The sequence below is a fragment of the Pseudomonas sp. LB3P93 genome (assembly GCF_054898025.1).
Genome location: NZ_CM142713.1, coordinates 4,700,160 through 4,715,727 on the forward strand (window position 1 = coordinate 4,700,160; position 15,568 = coordinate 4,715,727).

A 15,568-nucleotide genomic window follows, 5' to 3' on the forward strand; every position below is an offset into this window, starting at 1 on the left:
GAAAAACTAAACCCCGCTCGGGGCGGGGTTCGTTTTGCCAAGTTGATCAAGTGGCACGTTCTGTGACTGGCGCGTGGCGACGTCGCCACCAGGCAGCTTGGGCCGGTTGTTGACGCGGCGGCCCTCGTTAGGCGTCAGCAACCCCGTTTCAATAAGCGTTTTCAAATAGGTCGCCCGGGCAGTCGAGTCGCCGCTCAACAGACCGTCACGGTTGTGCTCGGCGTGGATTCGGCCCAGGTCGGAAGGCTTGATAAGCCACCGAAGAATGCAGCCCTCCCAGATCTCCAAGTAGGGATCGAGGGCATACTGAAGAAACCCCAGGTTCTGTTGCTCGATGCCGGTGCCCCAGCTCGTGGACTTTTCAACATCGCCCACCAGGTGCGGCGGCACCCCAAAGAACCGGGCCAATTCGCTGACTTGAAACTTGCGAGCAGCCATCGTTTCCGCGTCTTGCGGGCTCACGCCGATGGGTTGGGTTGTAAACCCGCCCTCCAAGATCCAAAGCCGTTTCTTGACCGGGCCGCCGGAGATCTCTTTGAAGTTCTCCTCCACCTGAGCGCGCTGATCCTTGTTTAGGACCTTGCCTTCCCCAGTCATAAGTAATTGGGGAGACTTCGCGCCATTGGCATAGAAGTCGCGCTGCTGGTCTTCCATCGCCACCGCAACGCTCGCTGTTTTGGCTGCGAAGGCGATAGGAGAAAGCCCGACGAGTCCGTTGAAGCCGAAGCCTTTGAGGTGAAATATCTCGCTTTGCTTGAAGTCGGCGTACTCGGTGTCTCGTCGATATCGGTAGACGATCCGCTTCCCCTCTAAACGAACATCCATGTTGACCGACATCAGCGGTACAAGGCTGATGACATCGCCGGCGCTGTTGCGCTCAACCAGGGCGTACGCGTTTCCGTAGTAGCAAAGCTGCATCGTCATCGCGACACGGAAGTCGAAGGCCGTCATGAAATCGTTGGGTCGGTATTTCAAAAGTCGGGCGAGTGGGTTGTCCAATCCAACCTTGGTCCGGTCCTCCCCTTTCGTTTCGAACACGTCCAATGGCATGCAGGCCGTGACGCTTGAGATAAGACGAACGCAGGCAAACACCGTTGCGATTTGCAGGGAACGCTCATCGGTTACAGAGGAGTCGCCAACTTGGCCGGTAGCGGAGACTGGTCCCGTCTGCGAGCCTTTATCAGGCGTCGACAATCGACCGCCAACAAAGAAGCTTGCCATACGCGCCCAGAATGGACTGCGAGTGCGCAGGTCAATGCTGTAGTCGGTGTCTGCCATTACATACTCATCGGTCTGGAGAGGAAGTCGTCGACAGAGCCCTGCACATCTGCGTTAGCGTGGATGCGGCCTATCGTCATGATCAGCGCGACTGCGCCGTCGATCTTGTTGTCGTCACCCTGCTTGATGGGCCTCACGACGTCGTCGTTGCCAGGCATGTTTTTGCCGATCACGTTTGCAATGCACCAGGTCATGATTGGGTTACCGTCGTGATGGAATCGGCCGGCGGTGATTGCCGCCTCGAGTTCCTTCATCGGGTCCGACATGTTGGTGTAGTTCTGTGTAATGGTGATCGGGTTGAAGCCCTCGTCGTCCAGGTCATGACTCAAGCCGGTCGCGCCGTGTGGGTCGATCGGGCTTTCGCGAACTGGCGCCTGGTGATTGGCTTCCTTGGTGTCTTCGAGGATTTCGCGGTAATCAATCTCGGCGCCGTCGGTAACCTCCAGATGCTTGGAGTTCACCCAGGCCTGGAACCGTTCGGACATGCGCTTGTTATCGGTGTTGAATGCGGTGTCATACGGCACCCAGAATTTCGGGGCCACGCTGTAGTAGTGGGTCTTGCCATCGATGACCCGCCAGAACAGACGCGCCCGCGAGTTCATGTCCAGCTTGCGCGCCAAGTCGAAGCCTGCAATCCACTCCTGCCCCTCGAACTGCTCGAGCGTGAGCGTGGTGTCTTCGCACGACTTCCAGTCTTCCATGTTGAAGAAGCCGGATTTCGCGCTAACCCAGAGGTTCAGGTGCTTCGTCTTGAACGTGTTCGCGAAGCGAGCCGAGCGAATTGCCCTGGCTTGCTGGCTCTCCAAGTACTCTTGGAACACCGAAACCCCGTGGTTCGGGTTGGCCTTGGCCAGCATCTTCGGATCGGTCCAGTCATCACCCTCATCGAGCGTCCAGATCCAGCCGAACAGCTCTTCGTCAGGCACGGTGCCCGCCAGCATCTCGACGACCTGGCGGCGCTTGTCGTAACACGGGCCTTCGATATCGGCGCCGGCGGTGGTGATGATGAACATCAGAGGCTGCCGACGTGCGCCCATACCGGTGAGCATGGTGTCGTACTGGGCCGATGTTGGGTGTTCGTGGTATTCGTCGACGATCGCGCAGCTGGGTGATGCACCGTCGCCTGGGTTGCCAATCAGTGGTTCGAAGCGGCTGAAGTCGGACGGAATGTTCATGTTCGAGGCGTTGACCTCGATGCCCGCGGCCTGAATGAGCATGGGCGACTTGCTCACCATAAGCTTGGCCGGGCGGAATACCTCCCACGCTTGCTTCTCGGTGGTCGCACCGGCATACACTTCGGCGCCGAACTCGCCGTCGGCAACGAACATGCTGATGCCCACGCCGCCCGCGACAACGGATTTGCCGTTCTTTCGAGGCACTTCCCAGTAGCTTTCACGGAACCGGCGGTGGCCGCCCTTCTTTTTGACCCAGCCAAACGTGACGGCCAGGCCAAACAATTGCCAAGGCTCCAGGCTGATCAGCTGACGCTTGAATGCCCACTCCCCCTTTGTATGGGGCAGGAGCTGCATCAGCTTGAGCTTCTTCTCCGCCTTGATCGGATCAAACTTGAAGCGAAACCCACGCTTACGGCTGGCGGCCAGATCGTCGAAGTGACGCTGCACCGCCTGGTGGATGTAACGACATGCCGGCACTTTTCCACGAAGCAATGACCGACCCCACGCCGTCGCCTTGTCGACGTTGGGGTGGGCAGATTTGGTCATCAGCTACTCAGTAGTTTGGCGAATTCGTTGGTTTCCTTTTCCTTGTTGCCGCCGATAAGGCGCGTGCGGCTGGCAGGATCCAGACCCAGCATCGAGCCGAAGGTCACCATCTGCCGCATGGTTTCATTGGCGGCGGTCAGCGCAGGATTCTTCATCGGCCCGCCGGTGGCACCGGTGACCACAATGCCGTTGGCCTGGATAGATTCCTGCGCGAGCCGCCAGTTGTCGTAGGCGTTACAGAAGGCCTCGACGTTGTGCAGGTCCGTGATAGCGACCACGTTTTCACGTAGCAGCTCGGGAACAATCATGTTCCACATGATCGCGGCCCGAGGGCTGAACCACTCCGGCGGGTCGATCTGGCTGATCTTGGAAAACTGGGGCTCGGCTGTATTCATCGCGCGCTTGCCGGGGTTGCCGGCGAGTGCTTTCTTGGCCGTTGGCTTGGGTTTGCGACCACGGCCGGCGACCGTGGCGGTGCCTCCCATCGCGCAACTCCTGAATTTTTAATTTCGCGGGTGTAAGAAAACGATTGAGGGCGCGGTCTAGAAGCCAAAGGCCCTGGACTTTCGACCCTCCCCCCGCCCGTGGACGCGAATCCGTCTCATTTGGTCGAATTTCACTGTTTTTTCGAGGTTTTTCTGCTTTCAGCGCCGCGCATTGCCGAATCCACCGTCCTCGGCGGCCGTCTTGACCGAGTGACACGGTCCGCACAGGCTCTGCCAGTTGGTCTTGTCCCAGAACAGGACCATGTCGTTGCGGTGTGGGATGATGTGGTCGACATCGGTGGCCACGACCACCAACCCGCGTGCCGTGCAATGCCGACACAGCGGGTGTTTGGCGAGGAACCCAGCGCGTGCCTGCTGCCACTTGTAGTTGTAGTGTCGCTTCGTGCTGCTCTCCCTTGGCTTGGCACGGACCGCACTCTTCAATAGGTGAGCGTGATCATCACAGTAGCGAGGGTTGCGAGTGAGTGCGGTGCAGCCCTGGGCGTTGCACGGCTTCTTCGGCCTCAGCGGCATGGCGATCCATCCATGTACGTGAGTGGCTGAGCATCCGGATCCTCTGGCTCATCCTCGCCCATCGCTTGTATCAGCAGGTCCAGCCTCTCGGCTACCTGACTCATCGACTGGGCGGCGCTCTCCTGAGCGGTCACCAGTCTTTCCAGCAATGAGATCAATGGATCGTTCATATGCCACCTTGCTCCACTTCTTGATCCACTCGCGCCGGGCGGCGCATCCGCTGCATGCCATCACTTAACCTGCTCGACCGTCACCGAGCCGCGCAGGCCCCGCGTATACACCTCATCGCCTGCACGGTTAGCTCGGAATGGCCTCGGGGCGAATACCGCGATACCTCTAGCGGTGTCGCACCAGATGACGCAATCAACCTCATTGCCGTTCACATAGACACGGCGGATGCCTCGGCCATCGTTGTAATGGTGAAAGCTTTCTGACCTGGCCACTCAATCACCCCTTCTATCTTTAACTGCGGCGTTGTATGCAGCCTCGCACGCAAGGCCAGCTATTCGACTTCGGTCAAGCGCTTCTGCCAGCCTTCCCGCTGTTTCGTCAGCGCCTCGACGCAGTTCGGCAAGCAGAACAGTAAGGTCTTCTCTTGCCTTGCCTCCGCTGGCAACCTCGGCAGCACAGGACTTTCGCTTGGCAAGGAGGTCGGTGATTTGCTGCTGCAGGCTGCGAGCACGGCCATCAGCAATAGCAACGGCAGCCGTAACGCGCTCAGTCTTGGCTTTCGCATCGTCGGAGACTCGGTTGATGTCGTCAGTAAGTTCGCGCTGTAGGCGCAAGGTGTTGGTGAGCGAGGTCACACGGGCGGCGGCAGTGTCGCGCTCTGCGGTAACAGATGCTCGATCATCCTTCACGCTGTCCAGACGGAACGCCAAGTAGCCAATAGATACCAGGGCAGCCAATCCGAACCACAGCCAGATCGGGACCAAACGTAGCAGCGTGGTCATGGTCGCTTTCTCGAAGGAGACTCTCCGGGATTCTCGGCACTCGGCAATTTGTCGCAGCCCATGCAGTGTTCGCAGCTGAGCGTGCGGCACAACCAACCTTTGACCTGAAGCCAGTACGTGACCATGAAGATGTGACGCAGCCCGGCCAGTGCCAGAGACGCATGTAGCGTCAAGCCGGCGTTTGTCGGCCCGAAGAACAACGTTTGGTTGCGAGCCATAACGACGAAGCCGCTGATGGCGATCGCCGAATAAATCAGTTTGCCGAGGATGCCGTCTCTCACCTTCCCGCTCAGCACGCACCAGGTAGCCCATAGCGCGATAAGGCCGCAAGCAATGGAGTTGATCAGTTCGAAGTTCATGGTGGATTACCTCCGCCGAACCGCTGGCGAATCAGCGCCCAGAGGTCAGCGGCTTTGATGGCGCGGTTAATCGCCGACAGTAGGGAGCCGCCGAATGTGCCCAGCAGAAAGCCAACCCCGGCGACGATGTTCGGCTCGGTGACGCCGAGGTAGTTGCTAACCATGCCGGTCAGGTAAAGGGCACACGCGACGCCGGTGATCAGAAAGATCGCCCATGCTCGCCAGTCGGTTAGGTCATCCTTGTGCCACCAGCTGGCGACGATGGCGCCAATCAATCCTGCGATGAGCCATTCGGCTTTGTCGATCAGGCGATGCAGAAGATCCATGCGCTCGACTCCGACTCAGCATGACTTGATTAGGATCGGCTCCAGCAGCACTCCCAGCTCGGGGCAATGGGTGTGGTGGAGCCGAAAACGAAAAAACCCCGGCAAATGCCGAGGCTCGAAAGGGGTGAAAATACGACCGTGACAGTCACGCCAACCATGCAAAACGCTGCTTTTCCAGTCGTGGCAAAATAGCGGCTCAAATATTTGGAGAGCACCATGAAGGACGACGGTAGCAGCACAACAGTTGGTGAATTGCTCGACTCCCTGAAGGAATTACCAAGGGACACAAAAATACGATTCCAGGGTGGGCTGAATTTTTACCGCTTGAAGTGGCGCGCGCACGATCTAATACAGGTTGAATTCAATGAGCCTGTATCGGATGCGATGCGGTACTACTTCAAAACCCACAAGTAAATTTCAGGCATAAAAAAGCCCGACTCAGTGGTCGGGCTTTCGTGTTCGCATCCTAAAGACGCAGAACCGCAATGTGGAAAACTATATTCTCATTTTCTCGGGCGTTCAAGCTGCTTCCGCAATCAATTCCGCTTCGTTGAGAATCACCCAAGCCGAGGTGATTGCAGCATCACGCTCGGCCTCCAGCCATTTGCGGATATCCGACCGCCACCGGTAAAGCGTTTTTTCAGGGGTCGGCGTGTCCGCGTTATCCCAAGTATGCAGAACCATGAACGCCTCAGGCAGTCGCGGCGTCGCCCAGGCCGTGACGCACTTCGTCCTGAACAGGTGGTGGGACTTCCCGGGTGCCGAGCGCGCCAAGTGGGCGATGGCCGCAATCCGCTGCTGCTGGGTCGAGCCGTCCAGATCCACCATAAAGTGAGCCACCAGCACTTGCCAGTGATGAGACGCCAAGACCCGGCGCAGTAGCGACCGAGTCATGCTGTCCTGGGTGAGCTGGTCGAATCGATCCATTGGGCATGGGTTATCAGCGCGCTCCGCCTCCCAGGCTTCGGGCTTGTACTTGTTCTGCCAGCCAGCACCCTTGTGCAGTGAAATTGAGTCGACGTTCATCGCTCGCATTATGCCGTGCTCGGCACTTCGGTAGACCGTCATCAAGCAGCCCTCCGGATGCGGCGTGGTGGCGGGTTGTCGTCCAGGCCCAGCAAGTTGCGCAGCAGGCGGTCGGCGGCCTTGCTCTTGGCATTCCCTTCAGCCACCCACCGCTTGCAGTAATCGCCGAACCCGATGTTTACGCGAGTGGCGTGCCAACTGGCGACGATATCCAACAAGCATGCCATTGCAGCGGCACCGCCGATTTTCTCCTGGGCCAGGCCTTCACCGGCGATCTTCAAAAACTTTCGCTCGTGCTCGAGCAGGCTTTTGCGCGGCAATGCCGCTGTCACGTTACTCATTGCCGTCTCCTGGCTGGTTATCGGGGCTGATGCTGGCTGTGGCCTTGGAAGCCGTTTTGTTTAAAAACCTCCTCCCTTGGGATGGATGCTTATTTTCTCTAGAGGCCACGGATTCAATGGCCTGTACGCGATTTACTTCGTTCTTCTGTCCTCTATATGTCTCGGAATGCAGCACCGCGAAACCATGCTGATCGAGGTGCTGATGCCATGCCTCCAAGGCCTTGCGCTTCATACCCTCGGCGGTGGTGTGAATGTAGGTCGCGTCGAGATCCTTCATGGCGTGGTTCAACAGCATTTCACCCACCATGTAATCAACCCCAAGGTCTGCCCACGCGGTGCGGGCCACTTTGCGAAGGTCATGGCTCGACCATTCTCCTTTGCTCACACTGGCGAACACGGTGCACGCCTTGCTGGGGCTCAACGCAGATCCGTTACTGCCGGGGAACAGGAAAGGCCCGGTGTAGCGATTCGCTGCTTGCTTGGCGCGGTAACGCTGTAGGAGCGAACACGCCTGATCGGTCAACGGCAGGGTGTGCTCGGCTTTTGTTTTGGTGTCATCTACCGGGATGAACCACTGTCGCGTGGTGAGGTTGATGTTCCTCCATCGCGCTAGGCGGGTCTCCCCGAGCCGTGTGCCGTGACAAAGCATCATCATTGGCAACATGGCCGCCACCGGCACGGCTTCGAACTGCTCAGCGAATACCTGCAGGAGCGGAGGCAAATCATCACCTCGCAAGCGCGCTGGCTTTGGCCTGATCCGCGTCCGGACGAAGTCAGTGAACTTGAGGTCGGCCATCGGATTCGTGTCCAACAGCGCCAGGCGTGCGGCTTGCCGGAACGCAACCGCCAGCACTCCGTAGACCGAGCGCACGAACGACAGAGCGAACTGCTCCTGCATGGGCCACATCAGCAGACGATCAAGGGTAGGACGGTCAAAGTCTGCTAGGGTGATGTCCGCCAAATGTGGCACCAGGTGGCAACGCAGCGCTGATTGAGCACTGGCCTTCCGCTTGGCAGACAAACCGCGATCGCGACTCATGCGGTCGGTGTACCAAGCCAGCAAGTCGCCGACGGTCTTCCACGCGCTGATGGTAGAGGCTGCTTTCGGATCAGCCGACCGTCGAGTCAGGATGCTCGGCAGCGTGGCCAGCATTGCCCTGGTGCCGATTCCCGGATAATCACCAGCCTTGCCCCACCTGCCGGCGATGACGACGTGCCAAGCGCCTCTGCTGCGATCCACGGTCGAATAGCGAAAGCGCAATTCGCGGTACCGAGGATCACGCAGCTGGCGGATGTCCGTGTTGGCGTGTCGACGGATCTCGGCATCACTCAGGGCGACAGCCAATGTTTTCGGTGTAAGGGTCATGACCGCGCCCTCCCCTTGTACTGACTGGCAAACGGCCTCTGCATCTCTACCTCTTCGTTGGAAGGTTCGCGGCCGGCGAAATTAACGAAACGGGCGAACTGGCCTTGCTGCTGGACCAGGCACGAACTGACCGGCGCATGTCTGCACTTGGGCATGATCAATTCGGTAACGCCGTTCTGGCCCTCCTCACTGTCCATGTCGCGGTGAACCAGGATGATGCAGTGAGCGTCCGCCTCGATCTGACCAGAGTCGCGCAGGTCTGAAGCTATCGGCTTCTTGCTTGGGCGCTTGGTGGAGTCGCGGTTGAGCTGGGCCAGCAGAATCACTGGCACGTTGAGTTCCTTGGCGATGTTGACTATCCCCGTCGAGATCTTGCCCAGCTCGGCGGTGCGGTTGAACGCCTTACCGTCCGACCCAATCAGCCCGATGTAATCGATCACGACCACATCGAGCCCATGGGCGCGTTGAACCTGACGGCAGATGCTGCGGATCCGCGCGACCGTGAGGCCTGACTTGTCGCTGACGTACAGAGGGGCATCCATGAGTTTGCTGACTGCCGAAGTCAGTCGAGGCCAGTCCTCATCCTGCAGTTGCCCGTCGTCGAGTTTTCGCAAGTCGACGCCGCCAATCGATGCCAGCGCGCGGTTGCCCAACTCCTCCTCCGGCATTTCTAGAGAGAACACCATTCCAACACCGGCGCCAGAACAGGCGACGTGTTGGGCGATCTGCAGACCGAGCGTTGTTTTACCGCTGCCCGGCAGACCAGCCACGATGGTGACGGTCTTCTTGCGCAGCCCGCGGATCATTTTGTCCAGTTCCACCAATCCGGTGGAGAGCCCTGATTGCACCTCCCCGTTGAATTTGGCATCGATGATGTCGATATTTCGCGCCACCACTTCGTCCATGCGCTTGTAGTCTGGCTCGCCGGTGTCGAGGTCGCGCAAATCCGCCATAGCCTGCTGGGCGCTTGCGATGATCTCGGCCACGGGCTTGTTCTCGCTGGCAGAGTCGCGCACGGCATCAGCAGCATCCACCAGGCGCCGCAATACCGCCCGCTCACGGACAGTCCGCGCGTAGGCTTTCCAGTTAGCGGTGCTGGGGGTGTTCTTCGCCAACTCGCCGGCGTAGGCCAGGGTGATATTGCCGCTGGGCAGATACGGCTTGAAGCCGTGCAACGTCACCGGATCAATGGGCGCACCGGTGCTATGGAGTTCAATCATCACCTCGAACAGAGCGGCGTTTTCGGGGTCGTGAAAGTCTGCCGTGGCCACACTGGTGGTGATCGAATCGAACAGGTTGCCGTCCAGCATCAGGGCGCCAAGCAGAGCGTGTTCAGCTTCATCGCTGTACAGCTCGCGATAGTCGTTCATGCGCGCCTCCGCTCGGATTCCCAGGTGAACCCGGCCAGCAGCGCTTTGTTCTCGCGCAGCCGGTCAAGCGCTCGCTCGCCAATGTATTGGCCAAGCCCCTTGGCATCCATGTTCGACACCACCACCGTCGGCCTGAGCAACTGATACCGGCGATCAAATACCTCATGCAGCACCGCCAGTTCATAAGCGGTGCCGGCCTGGGCTCCGACCTCATCGATCACCAGCAGGTCGAAGTCGGCCAGCTCGGCAATCACTTCGCGCTCGCTGTAACCGGCATCGCGCGCCATCGATCCTTTGAACACCCGGATGATTTCGGCCGCCGAGGTGATGACCGCAACAGCGTCGAGATGGCGAGTAACCTGCTGGACGATACTGCTAGCCAGGTGCGTCTTTCCCGTGCCGACGTTGCCGCACAGCAGCAGATTGCGACCGTCGCGGTAGTGCTCACCGAAGTTGTCGGCATAGCCCTGGCAGATCACCAAGGCCTGACCCATGGTGGAGTTATCAACGCGGTAGTTGGCAAACATGCTGCCGGCAAAGCGTGGCGTAATGCCGGAGCCGATCAGCGCGGTGTTGATCCTCTCGGCAGCGGCGTGAGCTACCGCCTGCTTGTGCTCTTCGGTATCGACAGGCGAGATACGAAGGGCTTGCCACTGGCACGCCTTGCACGGGCGGACCTGCGTCGAGCCATCGAACTGCTCGACCTCCGAACGGCCGACATCGCCGTGCACCGGACACGTCCCAGAGAACAGGCGGGCCACGGGTTGGCGACGGAAATTAGAACGCTGGGCCATTGTCGCCTCCTTCGTACATGTCGGGGGTGTGGGTCGGCAGGTTGGTGTAGGACGATTGCTTGCCGGTGGAGGCCGGCTTGAGCACGTCAGACCATCGCTCGCCGTTGAGCCAGGTCGCGGCGTTCGGGATGTAGCGGCCGCCGTCCTTTGTCCAATCCCCGGAAAGGCAGTGATCGCCTAGAGCAGCAATCAGGGTTTGGCGTAATTCGACTTCAGGATTTAGCTTCGTCCAGGCCTTGAGTGCCTCCTTTCGGCTCTTTTTCTTCGGGTACAACTTCCAGAACTGTTCAAACCCCTCATCTGAAAACACTTTTCCATCACCAGATGCCGAAGGGGTTTTAATGCTCTTTGTATTGTTGCTGTGTGTATTGCTCCCCTGCGTGTTTTCCGAAGGGGGTTCGCCGTCTTTTCCGAAGGGGTTCGCAGCGTTCCCCGAAGGGGTATTCGGGAAACCGAAGGGGTCTACTAGTCGCAGTCGACGCTCCACTACTCGCTTGCCCTCGCGGATCAACTCCACCCGCAGATGTCCCTTATCAACAAGCCCGCTGATGATCTCCGATACCCGAGAGATAGACAGGTCGAAAAATTCGGCAAAGTGTGCATTGGTCGCGTAGCAGCCACGCGGACCGGTCTCCAGGCTGGATATCTCTCCCAGCATGACCTTCTCGGTTGGTGACAGAGTACGGTCCAGCCAACGCTCGGCCGGGATCCACACGCCTTGAAATTTGCGCGGTGTGTCGACGGTCATAGATCAAGCTCCCGGCAAACGCGGCGGATGAAGTCGTCATACCCTTCAACCATCACCAGTCCCTGGCTCTCCAGCGCCTCGCGGTAAGCCTTGGCACTGCCGTAAAGCACCCAGCGATCGCGCTCGGGCAGACTCTTGAAGTGTCCGTAGTAAGGCCAGGGGCCAGCGATTACCGACACCGGGCCTTTTTCGGCGGTTGTTGTATGCGGTCGGATGTTCATTGCATGGTCTCCCAAGCAGGGAGTTGCTCAACATCCGGCTCCAGCACCAACTTCTGTAGGCGGACCTGCATCACTGCTTTGCGCAGTGTTTCTGCATCCATGCCCGTGAGGCGCCGAAGAAGAACACGCAACGCAACGCAGGCATGTGCTACCTCGAACTTCGCATCGTGAAGGCTGTCTTCGCAGGACTCATCGTCAAAAAGGATCTCTTGTGCCAAGTCCACACCGATCCAAGCCTTGTAGGCCAACTGATCATCGGTGAATTGTTCCATGTGAGCGTCGTTGCTCTCCGTCGGCTCAGACGATTGTGGCGTTTTGTTTTCGCTCATGCGGAAGTCCTCAGGCGCAGCTTGAATCGGCCTTGCTCAATATCAGGATGGGTGGCTCGTTCTGCGGTGACGAAGGTGCACTCGGTGGCGAAACGGTCGAAGCGTCGGGTGATGTCGGCCTTGGGCCAGATCGCATAGGGCTGTCCGCCATCGTCAGCGTGCTTGCTGCGCACCATGGCGAACGGCAGCAGCGCGCCGTGGATGTCGCGCATTACGGCGTTGATGACCCAGGGCGGGATGCCGTGGCGCAGGTTGATGCGAGCCCGGATTGAGGTCATAGACTCGAAGCCGGCCGGCATTGAGTCTAGGTAGCGGACTTGCTCGACATTCGTCACGCGGTTTTCGATCCCGGCCACCACCCTATCTGTCTGATCCTGGCGTCGCTCCATGTCCACCAGCACCTGGGCGTTGGCCAGCAGTTGCTCGGCTGGAGACATCGGACGCTGATAGCTTCCGGTCTTTCGGATGGTCGGCAGCACATCAGCAACCACCCACTCCTCGAAGGCTTCGGCCGCCGGCATTTTCGAACGCATGACTAGGCGATAGACATCGCGCTCCGGCATGACCTTCGTCATCTGATCGCCGCCAGCAGAAGGGATGAGGATTTCCCTCACCCCTTTGCAATGGGTGCGAACAGCCTCGTGAGGATTGGCATACTCGAGCAGATCAGCGACATCCTTCGCGATGAACCAGGGTTCGCCCTGCCCGTCTGTGATGATCCGGATATCAGAGCCTTTGAAGTTGAATGGGATCAGGCTCATTGGACACCTCTGCCAACGCTCTCAGACTCAGCGATCAGCGAGGCAAACTCGTCGCCGCGGACCATGAGCTCGGTGCCAATCAAACGCAGGCCGGCGGCCAAACCACCGACGACGTAGCCATCGAGCGCTTGCTCGCAAAGTTCAGGGTCGTGAGCGCCGACAGTGCCGATAAACTTCGCCAGTGCGTCGACGAAGTAACCGGCCTGACTCATTGCCTCAGCCTCGATCTTGAGGCGGGCAAAAGGGATCAAGGTCATGGTTGCACCTCCACCGGAGTACGCGACACGTTTTGAATATTGGTGTTTTGTGTCGCGACCAAAGGCCCGTCGAGCTCTTTCTGCCAATCCTCAATCAGGCAGTCGAAGCTGTTTGCGTGATCCATGGCTACCAGTGCGCCAAGCGCTGCAAGCCGGGCTGTGTCCGAATGCGCCTGAGCACCTTTCTTGAGTGAGTTAAACAGCGACTCAAGCTGCTGAAGAGTTTCGCGAGCGCCACGCAACGCATCAAGGGCATCTTCTGCGATTGCTCCGGCCAATCGGATCGCGGCACTCATGCTTCACCGCCCTGGCGATTGCCGAACTCGACGCTAAGAGTTCCGGAGTCGACGAAGGCCTTGGCCGAATCGATCAAGTACCGAATGCCATAGATTTCGTTCGCATCCATGCCGCCTTCAAGCAGGCGGTCAAGGATGCTCGTTGCCGCCACCAGCAGGTTGCTTGAGGAGCTGAGGGCTTCGCTGACAGGCATTCCGGCACGAACTTCAAGCAGCCCATGCGATTTGTCCAAACTGTGAAAGGTGTGAAAAGGCGCTTTACTTGTAAGAAGGAGCTCTTGCGCCTTTGATGGCGTGGTGCTATTTTTTGGGTGCATGAATTCGTCCTCCACAGACGAAGAAGTACTAAACACTCCCGGCAAGGAGTGGATTAAAGAGCCCGCCGACGAAGCGGGCTTTTTTGTGCGTGTCGTTTAGGGGAACCCATCGTTCCACGTCACAAAAATATGCAACCCCCTCCCCTGAGAGGGTTATTCGCTACCCAGGACGGGCGAGCGGGATTGACGAGTACGAGCGCATAAAATGCTGTCCTTGAGTTGTCCTGATCCGATTGAAGCGGCAAGTGCCAGACAATGGAAGGCCCGGAAGAGGGCCTATTGCCGACAAGGTTGCCTTTCCAGAATTAGAGCAACCACTCAAAACGATGTCAGAAAATCCAGCGCTAATCACATTTCAAGCTCACTGGATGGATGAACAGATCCGTCAGACCCAGGTGCGGGCAGCGGCAATTCAGCGGAAGATTCACCTAGCTTGTGGCGAGCTTCGACCTGAGCGATCAGCTCACACAGCGAAGAGGCCTTGATGGCGCCGTGCGAAACGACCTCAGCAAGAAGCGCTTTTTCAGGGCTAACCTTTTGGGCTCCAGATAGCCAATAGGAAACTGTGGCCTGAGAGACACCAAGCGCCCTACCTGTCCTAGCCTGGCTACCAAAGTATTCGATAAGTGAAATTATTTTTTCAGCCACAAGAAAGGCCTCTGATAAGTCTTTTTATAGACTGCACAGAAGCAAACTTCTTTGCAACCCCATAAGTATTTTTATAGGATGAGCGGATGAATCTATCAGAACGCTTGAAACTCGCTCGGAAGAAGGCCGATCTGACACAGTCAATGCTTGCCGAGAAGGTCGGCATCGCACAGACCGCTATCAGCCAGCTCGAATCCGGTAAAACACTCAGGTCTTCGTACCTGATTCAGATCGCGCAGGCGTGTGGTGTTAATAGCGTATGGCTGCAATCTGGCGAGGGTGAAATGGAAGCGCCTGAAGACCAGACAGCATTAACTCACGCTGCGCTGAACGAGATATTCACCGGCGAACACGATGAGGATGCACATTTAAATTTTGCTATGCGCGAGAGAATTGAGGCCCTGAAGACAGCCAGCCGATACGCGCCATCAAACTCTCTACTCAATGTGGAAATACCGTACCTGATTGAGTTCGATGACCCCGGAATTCCAGGCCGGACGAAGGCTGAAGTGAGCGCTACCGCGAGTGTTCACCTGAGCGAAGATATCCTCAAAAAACAGGGCGTCGATAACGTCAATAGCATTGCCGTGGCCGTTTCTGGAAACGCAATGAGCCCAGTACTGAATGACGGAAGCACTGTCGTAGCCGATATGGGCGATACCATGATCGTGGACGGCAACATGTACGTTTTTGAGCATATGGGGCTGATTAAGGTTCGAGTTCTCTACCGACTCCCAGGGGGTGGGATCAGGGTCAGGAGTTACAACTCCGCTGAGCATCCGGACGAATTCTACTCCTACGAAGAAGTGATCAAGTCCCAGATCATCGTGATGGGCAGGGTTTTCTGGGGCGCCACGTTCTTCTGATACCTCGCACTGCACTCGAAAGCCCAGCCTTGCTGGGTTTTTTTTTGCCCGACTAACAGCATAACAAACCGAATTATAAAAATACTTCTTGCGCGAAAATATCAACGTGCTTATATTTTGACCCATCGCAACGCATCAATGGAGATGGGCATGAGCACGGTAATCAACTTCGGCAAGCTGCAGGGAACAACCGGCGTTCTTGCTGAACAAGAGCTGCGTGCTGCGCTCGCGGTCTGCGCGGGCCTCGCCAACAAGGAAATCGCCAGGGTTGTTGGGTGTGCTCCCGGCACCGTCAAAAAATCCATTGAGCGCATCTTTTACAAGCTTGGCGTAAGCAGCCGCTCGGCGATTCCCGCCGAACTCTTCTACCGTGGCATTGCGCGGCATTTGGTGGTGCTCGTCTGCGCAATCCTCACCGGCCATGCCGCGATTACTGACGACCACATGAGCCGTATCCGTCGCACAGGCGAGCGCCGTATCGAAACCCGTGTGGCTGTCCGCCGGATTGAGGTCGCTCTAACCGCTTAACCCAAAACCGATTTTTGCGAAAGCCAACAACGCGGCCGGGATTC

Annotated in this window: 23 protein-coding genes; 2 read left to right on the forward strand and 21 right to left on the reverse strand. The window is 58.0% G+C overall.

The features are described 5' to 3' along the window. Nucleotides 1–6 precede the first annotated feature (6 nt). The 21 genes from ACYZT8_RS21225 to ACYZT8_RS21325 form a co-directional block, all read right to left on the reverse strand. Nucleotides 7–1,278 (reverse strand): phage portal protein, encoded by a 1,272-nt coding sequence (locus tag ACYZT8_RS21225; protein ID WP_461975672.1) that lies wholly within the window; start codon nucleotides 1,276–1,278, stop codon nucleotides 7–9. Then, the gene (locus tag ACYZT8_RS21230; RefSeq protein WP_461975674.1) at nucleotides 1,278–2,999 is read right to left on the reverse strand and encodes a terminase large subunit; all 1,722 of its coding nucleotides are present in this window, start codon (nucleotides 2,997–2,999) and stop codon (nucleotides 1,278–1,280) included. Before ACYZT8_RS21230 ends, ACYZT8_RS21225 begins: the two co-directional genes overlap by 1 nt. Further along, nucleotides 2,999–3,484, reverse strand: a complete 486-nt coding sequence (locus ACYZT8_RS21235) for a phage terminase small subunit P27 family (RefSeq protein WP_461975676.1) — start codon at nucleotides 3,482–3,484, stop codon at nucleotides 2,999–3,001. The genes ACYZT8_RS21230 and ACYZT8_RS21235 overlap by 1 nt, the downstream gene beginning before the upstream one ends. Before the next feature lie 159 nt (nucleotides 3,485–3,643). Continuing rightward, on the reverse strand, nucleotides 3,644–4,018 hold the full coding sequence (locus ACYZT8_RS21240; protein ID WP_461975678.1) for an HNH endonuclease signature motif containing protein: 375 nt from the start codon (nucleotides 4,016–4,018) through the stop codon (nucleotides 3,644–3,646). Beyond that, a complete protein-coding gene (locus ACYZT8_RS21245) occupies nucleotides 4,009–4,188 on the reverse strand; it encodes a hypothetical protein (RefSeq protein ID WP_461975680.1) in 180 nt (59 codons plus the stop codon). Before ACYZT8_RS21245 ends, ACYZT8_RS21240 begins: the two co-directional genes overlap by 10 nt. A 273-nt stretch (nucleotides 4,189–4,461) precedes the next feature. Continuing rightward, entirely contained in the window at nucleotides 4,462–4,971 is a 510-nt protein-coding gene (locus ACYZT8_RS21250; RefSeq protein WP_461975682.1) for a DUF2514 family protein, read from the reverse strand. Further along, on the reverse strand, nucleotides 4,968–5,330 hold the full coding sequence (locus tag ACYZT8_RS21255) for a hypothetical protein (protein WP_461975684.1): 363 nt from the start codon (nucleotides 5,328–5,330) through the stop codon (nucleotides 4,968–4,970). The genes ACYZT8_RS21250 and ACYZT8_RS21255 overlap by 4 nt, the downstream gene beginning before the upstream one ends. Beyond that, complete coding sequence (locus ACYZT8_RS21260) at nucleotides 5,327–5,656, reverse strand: MFS transporter (protein ID WP_461975686.1); 330 nt, start codon at nucleotides 5,654–5,656, stop codon at nucleotides 5,327–5,329. Before ACYZT8_RS21260 ends, ACYZT8_RS21255 begins: the two co-directional genes overlap by 4 nt. 519 nt (nucleotides 5,657–6,175) lie before the next feature. Further along, a complete protein-coding gene (locus ACYZT8_RS21265; protein WP_461975688.1) occupies nucleotides 6,176–6,727 on the reverse strand; it encodes a hypothetical protein in 552 nt (183 codons plus the stop codon). Beyond that, nucleotides 6,724–7,023 (reverse strand): hypothetical protein, encoded by a 300-nt coding sequence (locus ACYZT8_RS21270; RefSeq protein WP_461975690.1) that lies wholly within the window; start codon nucleotides 7,021–7,023, stop codon nucleotides 6,724–6,726. Before ACYZT8_RS21270 ends, ACYZT8_RS21265 begins: the two co-directional genes overlap by 4 nt. Next, the gene (locus ACYZT8_RS21275) at nucleotides 7,016–8,389 is read right to left on the reverse strand and encodes a tyrosine-type recombinase/integrase (protein WP_461975691.1); all 1,374 of its coding nucleotides are present in this window, start codon (nucleotides 8,387–8,389) and stop codon (nucleotides 7,016–7,018) included. Before ACYZT8_RS21275 ends, ACYZT8_RS21270 begins: the two co-directional genes overlap by 8 nt. Beyond that, a complete protein-coding gene (locus ACYZT8_RS21280; protein WP_461975693.1) occupies nucleotides 8,386–9,759 on the reverse strand; it encodes a replicative DNA helicase in 1,374 nt (457 codons plus the stop codon). Before ACYZT8_RS21280 ends, ACYZT8_RS21275 begins: the two co-directional genes overlap by 4 nt. Next, nucleotides 9,756–10,553, reverse strand: coding sequence for an ATP-binding protein (locus tag ACYZT8_RS21285; protein ID WP_461975695.1), 798 nt, complete (start codon nucleotides 10,551–10,553; stop codon nucleotides 9,756–9,758). Before ACYZT8_RS21285 ends, ACYZT8_RS21280 begins: the two co-directional genes overlap by 4 nt. Further along, complete coding sequence (locus ACYZT8_RS21290; protein WP_461975697.1) at nucleotides 10,537–11,301, reverse strand: helix-turn-helix domain-containing protein; 765 nt, start codon at nucleotides 11,299–11,301, stop codon at nucleotides 10,537–10,539. The genes ACYZT8_RS21285 and ACYZT8_RS21290 overlap by 17 nt, the downstream gene beginning before the upstream one ends. Continuing rightward, the gene (locus ACYZT8_RS21295) at nucleotides 11,298–11,522 is read right to left on the reverse strand and encodes a hypothetical protein (RefSeq protein WP_461975699.1); all 225 of its coding nucleotides are present in this window, start codon (nucleotides 11,520–11,522) and stop codon (nucleotides 11,298–11,300) included. Before ACYZT8_RS21295 ends, ACYZT8_RS21290 begins: the two co-directional genes overlap by 4 nt. Beyond that, on the reverse strand, nucleotides 11,519–11,851 hold the full coding sequence (locus ACYZT8_RS21300; RefSeq protein ID WP_461975701.1) for a hypothetical protein: 333 nt from the start codon (nucleotides 11,849–11,851) through the stop codon (nucleotides 11,519–11,521). Before ACYZT8_RS21300 ends, ACYZT8_RS21295 begins: the two co-directional genes overlap by 4 nt. Next, on the reverse strand, nucleotides 11,848–12,612 hold the full coding sequence (locus tag ACYZT8_RS21305; protein WP_461975703.1) for a BRO-N domain-containing protein: 765 nt from the start codon (nucleotides 12,610–12,612) through the stop codon (nucleotides 11,848–11,850). The genes ACYZT8_RS21300 and ACYZT8_RS21305 overlap by 4 nt, the downstream gene beginning before the upstream one ends. Further along, nucleotides 12,609–12,869, reverse strand: coding sequence for a hypothetical protein (locus tag ACYZT8_RS21310; RefSeq protein WP_461975705.1), 261 nt, complete (start codon nucleotides 12,867–12,869; stop codon nucleotides 12,609–12,611). The genes ACYZT8_RS21305 and ACYZT8_RS21310 overlap by 4 nt, the downstream gene beginning before the upstream one ends. Beyond that, nucleotides 12,866–13,165 (reverse strand): hypothetical protein, encoded by a 300-nt coding sequence (locus tag ACYZT8_RS21315; protein WP_461975707.1) that lies wholly within the window; start codon nucleotides 13,163–13,165, stop codon nucleotides 12,866–12,868. The genes ACYZT8_RS21310 and ACYZT8_RS21315 overlap by 4 nt, the downstream gene beginning before the upstream one ends. After that, nucleotides 13,162–13,482 carry a DUF3077 domain-containing protein gene (locus ACYZT8_RS21320; RefSeq protein WP_461975709.1) on the reverse strand — a complete coding sequence of 107 codons (321 nt, stop codon included), beginning with the start codon at nucleotides 13,480–13,482 and terminating at the stop codon, nucleotides 13,162–13,164. The genes ACYZT8_RS21315 and ACYZT8_RS21320 overlap by 4 nt, the downstream gene beginning before the upstream one ends. Before the next feature lie 348 nt (nucleotides 13,483–13,830). Next, entirely contained in the window at nucleotides 13,831–14,130 is a 300-nt protein-coding gene (locus ACYZT8_RS21325; protein ID WP_461975711.1) for a Cro/CI family transcriptional regulator, read from the reverse strand. 86 nt (nucleotides 14,131–14,216) lie between these two features. Between ACYZT8_RS21325 and ACYZT8_RS21330 the strand changes: the two genes are divergently transcribed. Both ACYZT8_RS21330 and ACYZT8_RS21335 read left to right on the forward strand, forming a co-directional pair. Continuing rightward, on the forward strand, nucleotides 14,217–14,996 hold the full coding sequence (locus tag ACYZT8_RS21330) for an XRE family transcriptional regulator (protein WP_102594660.1): 780 nt from the start codon (nucleotides 14,217–14,219) through the stop codon (nucleotides 14,994–14,996). A gap of 150 nt (nucleotides 14,997–15,146) precedes the next feature. Beyond that, nucleotides 15,147–15,524 carry a LuxR C-terminal-related transcriptional regulator gene (locus ACYZT8_RS21335; protein WP_461975713.1) on the forward strand — a complete coding sequence of 126 codons (378 nt, stop codon included), beginning with the start codon at nucleotides 15,147–15,149 and terminating at the stop codon, nucleotides 15,522–15,524. Nucleotides 15,525–15,568 lie beyond the last annotated feature (44 nt).

Excerpts from the sequence above, each read along its gene's own strand:
- ACYZT8_RS21260 (WP_461975686.1), bottom strand. The coding sequence starts at position 5,656 with ATGGATCTTCTGCATCGCCTGATCGACAAAGCCGAATGGCTCATCGCA.
- ACYZT8_RS21305 (WP_461975703.1), bottom strand. The coding sequence starts at position 12,612 with ATGAGCCTGATCCCATTCAACTTCAAAGGCTCTGATATCCGGATCATC.
- ACYZT8_RS21270 (WP_461975690.1), bottom strand. The coding sequence starts at position 7,023 with ATGAGTAACGTGACAGCGGCATTGCCGCGCAAAAGCCTGCTCGAGCAC.
- ACYZT8_RS21285 (WP_461975695.1), bottom strand. The coding sequence starts at position 10,553 with ATGGCCCAGCGTTCTAATTTCCGTCGCCAACCCGTGGCCCGCCTGTTC.
- ACYZT8_RS21250 (WP_461975682.1), bottom strand. The coding sequence starts at position 4,971 with ATGACCACGCTGCTACGTTTGGTCCCGATCTGGCTGTGGTTCGGATTG.
- ACYZT8_RS21315 (WP_461975707.1), bottom strand. The coding sequence starts at position 13,165 with ATGAGTGCCGCGATCCGATTGGCCGGAGCAATCGCAGAAGATGCCCTT.
- ACYZT8_RS21255 (WP_461975684.1), bottom strand. The coding sequence starts at position 5,330 with ATGAACTTCGAACTGATCAACTCCATTGCTTGCGGCCTTATCGCGCTA.
- ACYZT8_RS21310 (WP_461975705.1), bottom strand. The coding sequence starts at position 12,869 with ATGACCTTGATCCCTTTTGCCCGCCTCAAGATCGAGGCTGAGGCAATG.
- ACYZT8_RS21335 (WP_461975713.1), top strand. The coding sequence starts at position 15,147 with ATGAGCACGGTAATCAACTTCGGCAAGCTGCAGGGAACAACCGGCGTT.
- ACYZT8_RS21300 (WP_461975701.1), bottom strand. The coding sequence starts at position 11,851 with ATGAGCGAAAACAAAACGCCACAATCGTCTGAGCCGACGGAGAGCAAC.
- ACYZT8_RS21235 (WP_461975676.1), bottom strand. The coding sequence starts at position 3,484 with ATGGGAGGCACCGCCACGGTCGCCGGCCGTGGTCGCAAACCCAAGCCA.
- ACYZT8_RS21290 (WP_461975697.1), bottom strand. The coding sequence starts at position 11,301 with ATGACCGTCGACACACCGCGCAAATTTCAAGGCGTGTGGATCCCGGCC.
- ACYZT8_RS21240 (WP_461975678.1), bottom strand. The coding sequence starts at position 4,018 with ATGCCGCTGAGGCCGAAGAAGCCGTGCAACGCCCAGGGCTGCACCGCA.
- ACYZT8_RS21330 (WP_102594660.1), top strand. The coding sequence starts at position 14,217 with ATGAATCTATCAGAACGCTTGAAACTCGCTCGGAAGAAGGCCGATCTG.
- ACYZT8_RS21245 (WP_461975680.1), bottom strand. The coding sequence starts at position 4,188 with ATGAACGATCCATTGATCTCATTGCTGGAAAGACTGGTGACCGCTCAG.
- ACYZT8_RS21320 (WP_461975709.1), bottom strand. The coding sequence starts at position 13,482 with ATGCACCCAAAAAATAGCACCACGCCATCAAAGGCGCAAGAGCTCCTT.
- ACYZT8_RS21295 (WP_461975699.1), bottom strand. The coding sequence starts at position 11,522 with ATGAACATCCGACCGCATACAACAACCGCCGAAAAAGGCCCGGTGTCG.
- ACYZT8_RS21275 (WP_461975691.1), bottom strand. The coding sequence starts at position 8,389 with ATGACCCTTACACCGAAAACATTGGCTGTCGCCCTGAGTGATGCCGAG.
- ACYZT8_RS21280 (WP_461975693.1), bottom strand. The coding sequence starts at position 9,759 with ATGAACGACTATCGCGAGCTGTACAGCGATGAAGCTGAACACGCTCTG.
- ACYZT8_RS21225 (WP_461975672.1), bottom strand. The coding sequence starts at position 1,278 with ATGGCAGACACCGACTACAGCATTGACCTGCGCACTCGCAGTCCATTC.
- ACYZT8_RS21230 (WP_461975674.1), bottom strand. The coding sequence starts at position 2,999 with ATGACCAAATCTGCCCACCCCAACGTCGACAAGGCGACGGCGTGGGGT.